Annotated in this window: 12 protein-coding genes; 3 read left to right on the top strand and 9 right to left on the bottom strand. The window is 71.4% G+C overall.

The features are described 5' to 3' along the window. Positions 1-145 precede the first annotated feature (145 nt). The 6 genes from FV222_RS11465 to FV222_RS11440 all read right to left on the bottom strand — a co-directional run bounded on the left by FV222_RS11465 (position 146) and on the right by FV222_RS11440 (position 4,655). Positions 146-1,615 carry an MDR family MFS transporter gene (locus FV222_RS11465; protein ID WP_147751972.1) on the bottom strand — a complete coding sequence of 490 codons (1,470 nt, stop codon included), beginning with the start codon at positions 1,613-1,615 and terminating at the stop codon, positions 146-148. 250 nt (positions 1,616-1,865) lie between these two features. Beyond that, a complete protein-coding gene (locus FV222_RS11460) occupies positions 1,866-2,552 on the bottom strand; it encodes a YoaK family protein (protein WP_238272084.1) in 687 nt (228 codons plus the stop codon). Between the two features lie 75 nt (positions 2,553-2,627). Then, entirely contained in the window at positions 2,628-2,909 is a 282-nt protein-coding gene (locus tag FV222_RS11455) for a hypothetical protein (RefSeq protein WP_147751970.1), read from the bottom strand. A 73-nt stretch (positions 2,910-2,982) separates the two neighbouring features. Further along, on the bottom strand, positions 2,983-3,336 hold the full coding sequence (locus tag FV222_RS11450) for a cupin domain-containing protein (RefSeq protein ID WP_246685424.1): 354 nt from the start codon (positions 3,334-3,336) through the stop codon (positions 2,983-2,985). Between the two features lie 175 nt (positions 3,337-3,511). Next, entirely contained in the window at positions 3,512-3,829 is a 318-nt protein-coding gene (locus tag FV222_RS11445; RefSeq protein ID WP_246685423.1) for a hypothetical protein, read from the bottom strand. Positions 3,830-3,965: 136 nt separating this feature from the next. Continuing rightward, a complete protein-coding gene (locus tag FV222_RS11440) occupies positions 3,966-4,655 on the bottom strand; it encodes a hemerythrin domain-containing protein (RefSeq protein ID WP_147814328.1) in 690 nt (229 codons plus the stop codon). A gap of 174 nt (positions 4,656-4,829) precedes the next feature. Here FV222_RS11440 and FV222_RS11435 point away from each other — a divergent pair, with 174 nt between their 5' ends. The 3 genes from FV222_RS11435 (at position 4,830) to FV222_RS11425 (ending at position 6,000) form a co-directional block, all read left to right on the top strand. Next, a complete protein-coding gene (locus tag FV222_RS11435) occupies positions 4,830-5,024 on the top strand; it encodes a DUF3606 domain-containing protein (protein ID WP_147751967.1) in 195 nt (64 codons plus the stop codon). Positions 5,025-5,049: 25 nt separating this feature from the next. Further along, positions 5,050-5,454, top strand: a complete 405-nt coding sequence (locus FV222_RS11430) for an STAS/SEC14 domain-containing protein (RefSeq protein ID WP_187273786.1) — start codon at positions 5,050-5,052, stop codon at positions 5,452-5,454. Between the two features lie 249 nt (positions 5,455-5,703). Next, on the top strand, positions 5,704-6,000 hold the full coding sequence (locus FV222_RS11425; protein ID WP_238272083.1) for a hypothetical protein: 297 nt from the start codon (positions 5,704-5,706) through the stop codon (positions 5,998-6,000). A 35-nt stretch (positions 6,001-6,035) separates the two neighbouring features. Here FV222_RS11425 and FV222_RS11420 read toward each other — a convergent pair whose 3' ends face one another. The 3 genes from FV222_RS11420 to leuD all read right to left on the bottom strand — a co-directional run bounded on the left by FV222_RS11420 (position 6,036) and on the right by leuD (position 8,328). Then, a complete protein-coding gene (locus FV222_RS11420) occupies positions 6,036-6,419 on the bottom strand; it encodes a RidA family protein (RefSeq protein ID WP_147814326.1) in 384 nt (127 codons plus the stop codon). After that, entirely contained in the window at positions 6,416-7,621 is a 1,206-nt protein-coding gene (locus FV222_RS11415) for a lytic murein transglycosylase (RefSeq protein WP_147751964.1), read from the bottom strand. The genes FV222_RS11420 and FV222_RS11415 overlap by 4 nt, the downstream gene beginning before the upstream one ends. 104 nt (positions 7,622-7,725) lie before the next feature. Continuing rightward, complete coding sequence (gene leuD / locus FV222_RS11410; RefSeq protein ID WP_147751963.1) at positions 7,726-8,328, bottom strand: 3-isopropylmalate dehydratase small subunit; 603 nt, start codon at positions 8,326-8,328, stop codon at positions 7,726-7,728. Positions 8,329-8,536: the final 208 nt, after the last annotated feature.

Genomic DNA, 8,536 nt, shown 5'->3' with positions numbered 1-8,536 from the left:
GCACGGGCCGGCGCTCGCGCTCGGGCTCGGCGGCGCCTTCGCCGCCATCGCCAGCGTGGTCAGCTTCCTGCGCCTCGCCGTCCGGCAGGAGGACACGGCCCGGCCCGCGTGAGACGCCGTCCGCGCGGTCCGGATCGGGCGCTCGCTACTCCGCGACGGCCGGCACGGCGTCGGCGATCACCACGCGGGGGACGAGCAGGGCGGTCAGCAGCGTCAGCAGCGCAACCGCGAAGACCGTCCAGAAGGTGCCGTGCAGGGCGTGCTGCAGGCTGATGCGGGCCGCCTCGCCGGCTCCGCCGAGGCTCGCCGGGTTGTCGAGCAGGCGGCGCAGCTGGTCGGGGTCCACCGTGGCCCCGCCGTCCGGATGAATGAGGCGGTAGTTCAGGACGGCGCCGAGGGCGGTGGCGCCGAGCGTCGAGCCGAGGTTGCGCGCGAAGATGTTCGAGGCGGTGGCGGCCCCCCGCTGCGCCCAGGCGACGCTGTCCTGGATGATCACGATCGCCGCCGTCGACAGGAAGCCCATGCCGAGGCCCATGACGATCGACCCCGCCGCCGCGACGGCGGGCGAGGTCTCCGGGCCCAACGCCACGAAGGCCGACGCCCCGATCGGCAGCAGGGCGGCGCCGAGCAGCAGGACCGGCCGCAGGCCGAACCGGACGAAGCTGCGCGCCGCCGTGGTCGCGCCGACCGGCCAGCCGAGCACCATGAGGGTCAGGGTGAAGCCGGCCACGAGCGGCGATTGCCGGAGCACGCCCTGCACGTACATCGGCAGGAAGGCGGTGAGCCCGATGATCGCCATGCCCGAGAGTAGCGTCGCGGCGTTGGCGGTGAGGATCGAGCGCTGCCCCCAGAGCGCGAAATCCAGCATGGGGTCGGCGGCCCGCCGCTCCTGCAGCACGAACAGCGTGATCGCCACGAGGAAGGTCAGGCCGGAGGCGGTCGCCACGGCCGGCGCGGTCGAGGTCTCGGTCAGGGCGATCATCAGCGCGGCGATCGCCAGCGTGAAGAGGCCGGCCCCGATCACGTCGATCCGGCGCCGCTTGCGCTCCACCTCCTCGCGCAGGAACAGAAGGAACAGGGCGGCCGCGAGGACGCCGACCGGCAGGTTGATCCAGAAGATCCACGGCCAGCTCAGGTGCCCGATGATCAGGCCTCCGGCGAGCGGCCCGGCCACCGAGGAGACGCCCCAGACGCTGGCGAGATAGCCCTGCACCCGGCCGCGCTCGCGGGCGGAGTAGAGGTCGCCGACCACGGTCATGCTCACGGGCTGGATCGCGCCCGCGCCGACGCCCTGCACGAGCCGGAACAGGATCAGCGACGGCATCGACCAGGCGAAGCCGCACAGCAGCGAGCCGGCGAGGAACACCGCGATGCCGAACAGCAGCACCGGGCGCCGCCCGTAGAGGTCGGACAGCTTGCCGAACACCACGGTGGTCGCGGTCTGCGTCAGCAGGAAGGAGGCGAACACCCAGGCGTAGAGGTGGAGGTCGCCGAGCTGCCCGGCGATCTGCGGCATCGCGGTCGAGACGATCGTCGCCTCGATCGCGATCATGAACATCGCCGCCATCACCGCGGCGAGGACCAGCGGGCGGCGCGTCGTCGGTGAGGTCAGCATGCCTGGGCTTTAGGGCTCCGGCGCTCCGGGCACCAGGGGCCGGACGCCGACGCGCGCCGGCTCAGACCGTCGCGGCCTCCGGCGTCGGCCCTCGATGCGGGATGCGGAGACGGCGTGACGCCCGCGCTTCGGCAACCCCGAGCGGCGCTGCACGGACGCCTGGACTGCGAGCCCGGCTGTGAGGGCATGTCCGAGCGCGGGTGGTCCAAGCCGGGTATCGAGGCGCGCGCGTCCGGCCCATGGCGGCCGTTCACGGACTCGGTTCGCGATCCGGGACGAACAGCAATCCGATGAGGACGACGGCGGGCACGAGCACGCAGGCGAAGGACAGGGCGGCGACCCCGAAGGCGCCCGCCAGGGCGCCGACCGCGAACGCCAGCACGGCCGACAGCGTGCGCCGAAGGCGGGTGGCGGCCGGCGCGCCGAGCGTCTTCCCGCAGGCATGGTCGGTCAGGTCGATCACGGCCTGCGTGACGTTCACGGTCATCACGGTGGTCGCGGCCAGGTGGCCGATCACCAGACGCCCGATGCCGTTCTGGATGCCCATGGCGGCGACCCCGAGCATGCCGACGCCGATCGCCTTCGCGCCGTCCGGCGAGCCGAGCGGCGACAGGGACGCGCCCACGATCGCGAAGGCGATCAGCGCGGCGGCTTCAAGCACCAGCAACGGGCGCAGCGGTGACGCCCCCCTCCGCTCGAGGGCCAGGGCGATGAGGCGGGTCACGGCCACCGCCAGGATGAACGTCGGCAGGGCAAGGAGCTTCGCGAGGACCCCGGTCGAGGTCGAGACCAGCTCCGCACCGATCAGGACGACGTTGCCGGTGACGTGGGCCGTGAACAGGCCGGTCAGGGCGATGAAGGCGGCGGCGTCCACGAAGCCGGCGACGAAGGCCAGCCCGACACCGATCGCGGCGTCTCCATCAGCGAAGGCAGGCACGATGCTGGGGGCTCCTTTTCGGCGATCCAGGTCGTCCGGGCAGGTCGCCCGGAGACGGGTGCCGAGCTTCGACCGCTAACCCAGGGTCACCGAGCCGTCGGCCGGATCGACCGCGACGACGCGCGGACCGCGCACGTCCGGATCGCGCTGCTCCCAGGCCGACAGGGCGGCGTTGGCGGCCTCGACGATCGCTCCCGGGGCGCCGCCGACCTGCGGGCGGATCGCCTCCACGAGCCGCGTCACGACCGTCTGCTCCTCGAGCGGGTGGGCCGGCATCGTCGCCTGGCGGCAGAACGCCGCGTAGACGTTCTCGGCGATCGCGCGGGCCGCGCGATCCAAATCCGGCGTGTCGTTCATGTCCTGTCGCCCTTCACCTGGGGATGTTCGGAGCGTGCGCCCCGGCTTGGATGGAGTCGGTGCCGGCCTGCGATCAGGGCGCGGGCTCCTGCAGCGGCTTGCCCTTGTCGATCACGTAGACCGACAGGATCTTGATCGTCCTGTCGCCGACCACCGTGTAGCCCGCATGCGGCACGCCGCGCTGGTTGATGCCGCGCTCGCCCGCCGGGCGCTCCTTCGGCTCCTTGCCGGCCACCTGCACGGTCCCGCCCTCGATCACGTAGAACGACTCCTCGCCGTTGTGGAAATGGCGGGGCGAGGTCGCGCCCGGCGGGAACTCCACCAGCTGCATGACGATCTCCCGGGTGTCGTCGCCGGAGACGGGCGAGCGTCCGAGTTCGGTCCGCTTGATCTCCTGCGCCACCGCCGAGCCCCCCAAGGCGATCACGCCGGCACCGCATGCCAGCACAAGCCCCAAGGTCGCGAGCCATCGCCGCATCCGACGCATCCTCCGTTTCGGGAAAGGATGGCACGGACCGGATCGCAGCGGAACGGCCCGGGCACGCGCCGCCTCGTTTTCCGCACGGCTGGTTTTCCACGCCGATCGTTCCCGGCGGCCCCCGTCAGGCGTCGTCCTCAGGAGCGAACACCTCGCCCGCTTCCGCCAGCCGGACGTTGGCCGCGTCGGTCCGGAGCTGCAGCAGGCCGCGATACTCGGCGAGGTGGCGGCGCATCCCATCGTCGGCGCCCGAGCCGTCGACCGGTTCCGGCGCGGCCGGGTCGCAACCGTCGATCGCCTCCGCGGTCCGGCGGTCGACGCGGGCCCGGTCGGACGGGCTCAAGCCTGCGAGCCCGTCGAATCCGAGCTCGCGCGCGAAATGGGCGGCGATCTCTTCGCGCTTCGCGTCCAAGTCCGAGGTCGCCAAGTGCGATGTCGCCAAGTCCGATGTCGCCAAGTCCGATGTCGCCAAGTCCGATGTCGCCAAGTCCGGCATGACCCTCTCCTCAATCAGGACATCCACGCGTTCGACGAACAGAGGAGGCTGAATGCGGCCGATCTGGCCTCACGCACCTCTGCTAGGTGAACCGCTGGGCCGAGATCGGATCGCTGGCGGGAAAGGTGTCCTCGAGCCCTTCGTCGAGCATGCGCTCCCGGCGCCGCACCGGGCCGTCGGCCGCCGGGCGACCCTTCGCGCGCGTACGGCTGCTCCCGCCGAGGAACCCGCTCTGCCACAGGAGGTAGCCGACGCCGACCGCGAGGGTGCAGACGATGACCTTGAGGTCCAGCTCGCTCCGCGGGGCGGGCTCGGGGTGCCGTGCCTGCAGCGCCCACCGCCGCGCCTGGACGAAGGCCCGCGCCGCGTCGTCGGCCTGCCTGTCGGAGAGCAGCGTGCGGGCGGCGGGCAGCAGCTCGTGCTTGAGCCGATGGAGGTGCTGATCCACGAGGTAGGTCGCATCCTCGAAGTCGTTCAGCCAGCCCTCGGAGGTCTTGCGGCGACGCCGCGCCAGGTCGGAGAGCTGGCCGATGAACGCCCGGTGCCCGTCCGACAGCTCGTCCACGAGCCGCCGGGTCTGCGGCAGCCGGCCGAGCGGGGCGTAGAGGCCGACGGACACCGCCTGCGCGTGGGCTTCGAGCGCGTCGACGAGGTGGTCGAGGAGTCGCTCCCGGCTCCTGACGACGCCAGGTCCGTTCAAGGCTCTCGGCGCGTCGTGGATGAGATGCTCGATGTTCGCGTGATCGCGTCCGATGAGCTGCCAGACATCCATGCACGGTACTCCATAAGTCGTACCTGCCAACCGCCTCGCCCAGGGGCTGTTCCTTAGGTCCGGCCCCGCGCGATGCGTGCCGCGCGAGGGCGCAAGCCGCCGGAGACGCCGGGCCCGCGCCGGCGGGAATGAACCGGACGTGCGCTCCCGCATTGGGGGAGGCAGGAGACCCGAATGCCGCCCGACGCAACCCAAGAACCGCAGACCGTCAACCTCTCGACGCCGGACGCGGCCGCCTACTGGGCGCGCAAGCTCCAGGTTCCCGTCGAGAAGCTCGGTGCGGCGGTCGACGCCGTCGGCCACGACGCCGAGAAGGTCGCGACGCATCTCGGCCTGCCCTGGCCGTACGAGGCCAGCGGCATCGTCTGACGACGGCAGACCCTGGGAGGGGCGCGTGAACGCAGCACCGGACGGTTCCATCATCCAGCGCGAATCCCCGCGCGCCGACCTTCTCGCCTTCGAGATCAAGGACCGCATCACCGAGCCGGACATCGCGTGGATGTCGTCCATCGCCGACGCGGCCATGAAGACGGTCGACCGGTTCGACATGCTGCTGATCATGTCGAACTACGAGGGCACCGATCTCGGGGCGCGGTTCGACGGCTACGCGAGCCAGGTGATGGTGCGCTCGGTGGCCCACATCCGGAAGTACGTCGTGGTCGGCGCGCCGTCGTTCGCGCGCGCCATGATCAAGCTCTCCGGGACGGTGATGCCGGTCGACACCAAGACCTTCGACCTCGCCGACGAGGCCACCGCCTGGGCTTACCTCGCGGAAGCCGGGCCCGTCGCGAAGAGCTGAGGCCGGCCCATCAGGCCAGGACGGGCGGCCGCCTTCATTCCGGTGGACGCGCACTCAGCCTGCGCGCGACTCGGTGTGGACCAACCGGCGCATGGCGCAGGTGCGACACGATCGACGACCCGTACGTCCCAGTCACCCCGGCGCCAGCGGAACTTCCAGTCGAGGAAATCGGTTTTCCAGCCTCAAGCCATCCTCTAGCGAGATCGCAAGAGGATCATGGCAGGCACGTCGATCGGGGCACGCGAAGCGATGACACGCAAGACGACGACCAAGGCGGTTCGGGCCGCGCTCGCGACGGGCCTTCTTCTCGGCTCGACCGGTGCCGTGTTCGCCTGGGGTGGCGGCGGTGGCGGGAGCGACAGCGGCAGCGGACTCTCGCCCTATGCCGCGCTGAACGGGAACGACCGCTCGGCCGGCGTCAACAGCGGCAACTACCGCGCGCCGGAGCTCGATCCCTATCTCGGCGCCTACGGCGACGGCTACGCCCGCCCCGTCCAGGACCGCTACCGTCCGGTCCGCCGGCCCTATTACGGCCGGCCCTATTGATCGGGCACTCTTAAACCAACTGGGATCGGCGGCCGTCATCCGACGGTCGCCGTGACCTCGATCTCGACCTTCATCTCGGCGCGCAGAAGGCCGGCGACGACCTGCAGGGTCGCGGCCGGCCGCACCTCGGCCAGCACGCGCCCGCAGACCGCGAGCACGGCTTCGGCATCCGCCCGGTCGGTGACGAGGTAGGTCGCCCGCACGAAGCGCCCGAGGCCGGACCCGGCCTCGGCGAGGACGTCGGCGATCGTGCGCCAGCACGCCTCGGCCTGCGCCGCGGCGTCCTCCGGCATCGTCATCGTGGCGTAATCGTAGCCGGTGGTGCCGGCCACGAACACGAAGCCCCCGTCGATCACCGCGCGCGAGTAGCCGTAGGCCGCCTCGAACGGCGAGCCCGAGCCGATCAGGCGCCGGGTCACCGGCGCAAGGCTTCCAGCACCTTCGCGCCCGGGCGTCCGGTCTGCGGCATGCCGAGGCTGCGCTCGACCTCCTTGATCGCGTCGCGGGTCTTGGCGCCGACCTTGCCGTCCGGCTCGCCGACGTCGTAGCCCCGCGCGGTCAGGCGGGCCTGCAGGTCGCGGCGCTCGGCCCGCGACAGCGGCGGGTCGTCGGTCGGCCACTCGGCCTGGATGCCGGCCCGGCCGCGCAGGCGATCGGACAGCACGGCAATGGCGAGGCCGTAGGATTCGGCGGCGTTGTAGGAGTAGATCGCGTCGAAGTTCTTGGTCACGAGGAAGGCCGGCCCCTCGACCCCTGCCGGGATCATGATGCCGACCGGCCCCTCGGCGGAAAGCGGCCGCCCGTCGACGCGCTTGACGCCGAGCGCGGCCCAGTGGCCCACCGGCTTCTTGTTCTTGCGCCCGGCGGCGCCCGCGTTGAAGCCGGCCGGCAGCTTCACCTCGTAGCCCCAGCCCTGTCCGTTCGACCATTTGGCGACGTGCAGGAAGTTCGCGGTGGAGCCGACGGCGTCGGGCACGGAATCGACCACGTCGCGGCGCCCGTCGCCGTCGAGGTCGACGGCCAGGCGCTGGTAGGTCGTCGGCATGAACTGGGTCTGGCCGAAGGCGCCGGCCCACGAGCCGTTGAGGCGCGCGGGCTCGATGTCGCCGTGCGCGATGATCTTCAGGGTCGCCATCAGCTCGCCGCGGAAGAAGTCGCGCCGGCGGTTGCCGGAGCAGGCCAGCGTCGCCAGCGACTGCACCAGCGGCATCTTGCCGAGGTTCTTGCCGAAGTTCGATTCCACGCCCCAGACTGCGGCGATGGTGAAGCGATCGACGCCGTAGCGGGCCTCGGCCTGGGCGAGCGCCGCGCCGTGCTGGCGCATCGCCGCCTTGCCGTCGTCGACGCGCTCGTCGTCCACCAGGGCGGCCATGTAGTCCCAGATCGGCGTCTTGAACTCGGGCTGCGCCTGGGAAAGCTCGATCACCTTGTCGTCGAAGGCGATCCCGTCGGTGGCGCTGCGGAACGCCTGCGCCGAGACGCCCTGCGCCGCCGCCTGCTGCTGCAGGCCGGCGAGGCAGGACTGGAAGTCGGCCCGCGCACCGGTCGTCGCGAGGCAGGCGACGGCGATCCACGGCAGGATCGGCCTGCGGGAGGAGCGCTGCCGGGGAGATCGCTGCATCGTCGTCGCTCGCATGGTGTCCGAAGCGTGGGAGCCTGGGAGGGAACGGTTAACCCAGGCTTAATTCGAGGGCGCCGGACGATCCGCAGGCCGTCCGCGCCCCCTCACGCCCAGCCGCGCGCGGCGAGCTTGTCCTCGTAGGCGTCGATCTTCGGCGCGCGCTTCAGGGTCAGGCCGATCTCGTCGAGGCCGTTGAGCAGGCTCTCCTTGCGGCCGGGATCGATGTCGAAGTGCAGCGTGCCGCCGTCCGGGCCGCGGATGGTCTGGGCTTCGAGGTCGACCGAGAGGGTGGCGTTGGCGCCGCGCTCGGCATCCTCGAACAGCTTCTCGAGGTCTTCCGGCGAGACCACGATCGCCAGGATGCCGTTCTTGGCGCAGTTGTTGAAGAAGATGTCGGCGAAGCTCGTCGAGATCACGCAGCGGATACCGAAATCGGTCAGCGCCCAGGGCGCGTGCTCGCGCGACGAGCCGCAGCCGAAGTTGTCGCCCGCCACCAGGATCTTGGCGTTGCGGTAGGCCGGCTGGTTGAGGACGAAGTCCGGGTTCTCGGAGCCGTCGTCCCGGTAGCGCATCTCGGCGAACAGACCCTTGCCGAGGCCGGTGCGCTTGATCGTCTTGAGGTACTGCTTCGGGATGATCCGGTCGGTGTCGACGTTGATGATCCGCATGGGCGCCGCGACGCCCGCCAGGGTGTTGAATCTGTCCATCGTCCTTGCCGGTCTATCGAATGCCAACGGGGGTCGGCCGCCACCCTAACAGCGGCGCGGCGGACCGGGAAGATTCACGCCAGGCGCCCGGCGCGCAGATGTTCCGCCCGGAAGTGCTCCGCCCGCAAGTGCTCCGCCCGGACGTGCTCCGCCCTGAGGTGCCCGTCGTGGATCGCCGACGCGACCAGGGCGCCCGCGACGCCGGCGC

The organism is Methylobacterium sp. WL103 (assembly GCF_008039885.1).
Lineage (GTDB): Bacteria > Pseudomonadota > Alphaproteobacteria > Rhizobiales > Beijerinckiaceae > Methylobacterium > Methylobacterium cerastii.
This window is presented reverse-complemented; position numbering and strand designations above follow the sequence as displayed.